At 39.8% G+C, this 1,436-nt stretch carries 1 protein-coding gene; it reads right to left on the minus strand.

Features of this window, described 5'->3' with window-relative positions:
* Window positions 1-135 precede the first annotated feature (135 nt).
* Window positions 136-1,281: a M56 family metallopeptidase gene (locus tag FS806_RS25190; protein ID WP_144942090.1), complete on the minus strand. Its 1,146-nt coding sequence runs from the start codon at window positions 1,279-1,281 to the stop codon at window positions 136-138.
* Between the last annotated feature and the right edge of the window lie 155 nt (window positions 1,282-1,436).

The raw sequence follows: 1,436 nt of genomic DNA on the forward strand, positions 1-1,436 counted from the left end.
CATTGAGTAATTATACACATTACTTTTTCCAGTTCCCGGCGGGGGATCTCCCCTCCAACAATATATCAAAAGAACGCCTCGTGAATGATTTCACACCTTAAAAATTAAAAAAAACTGTCTTGACTTCTTGTGCCACTATACTCTTTCGTATATGCTTCTATAATAATTATGCACAGTTCTTTCAACCAATTGTTTTTCAGGTAATTCCATATTGTTCGAGGCATTACTTGACTTAGCCCCAGTTAAGGTTAACGCAGCGATTATTACTAGAATCAATAAACCTACAATGGATAAACGATACGAATTTTTCTTTGATCCGATCATATTCATTCTCCTTTTTAAATCATTTTTATTCCCTGATAGGTAGACAGCTTTGGACAAAGGGATAGGGCTGCTCCAGTGCTCCAGCAATTTGATTAAGGTCAGGCCATACTTTCGTCTCTCTTCCTGACTCACCTTGGTTAAAGCCAAGGAATCACAGGCCATTTCCTGGTCTTTGCGCATTAGATTAAAGGCGATCCAAACACAAGGATTAAACCAATGGATGAGAAGTAGAACATTCATAATTCCGTTGATCAATATGTCTTTTCGTTTGATATGGGATACTTCGTGAAGAAAAACATATTTCCATTCCTGTTCGTCAAGTGTTTCTAAGAGCGTTCTCGGAATCAACAGCTTCGGTTTGAAAAGGCCATACAAAGTTGGCGTAGTGACAAGATCTGATTCAAACAAAACAATATTAGCTTTAATCTTCAGAGATTCCCTGCAACTTTCTAAGATGCTAGGCAGGAAACTGTTACGGCATTTACGGGCTTCTTTCTGCAAGCTTATTGCAAATTGTCGATTGACCCAAAACATATATATTCCTGTTATTAAGATTCCAACCCCCCACAATAGAGCTAACGCATTCCAAAGGTTGGATTGGCTGTCAGGAAGCTGCTTAATGGTTTGATCAATGTTTTGCACGCTTTGAGTTGTTCCATTATCGATGAATATCGGGTCGGTAGGAGTCTGCACAGTGAGCAGGTCGGATGCTTGGTTACGATTGTCTTGAGCCTGAATAACAATGTCTGAAGAAAAGAGGTTAAACAAGCTATAAGAGCTTTCTGGCGACCAAGGCAATGCAAGACGGACTATGAGAAGTGTCCAAAGCAAAAAATTCCAACGCGGGCTTAACTGATTCTTGAGAAGAAGCTTGGTAAGTAAGATAAGAATAAACACGACTACGGCCATAAAAGAGACGTTTAGTATAGAAACAAACAAAGAGGTGAAATTGTGCATTACTCCTCCTCCTCATATAGTATTTCTTGAAGGCAGTTTTGAGTTTACTTCCAGTCCCCTAGGGGACTGGCGGCCGCCTTCAAAATTTCCAGTTGATCTTTGAAAAATAAATTTGGGACTGGACTTTCCGGAATGCCTCCGGACAATGGAACTTA

Source organism: Paenibacillus sp. 32O-W, assembly GCF_007679495.1.
Classification (GTDB): domain Bacteria; phylum Bacillota; class Bacilli; order Paenibacillales; family NBRC-103111; genus Paenibacillus_L; species Paenibacillus_L residui.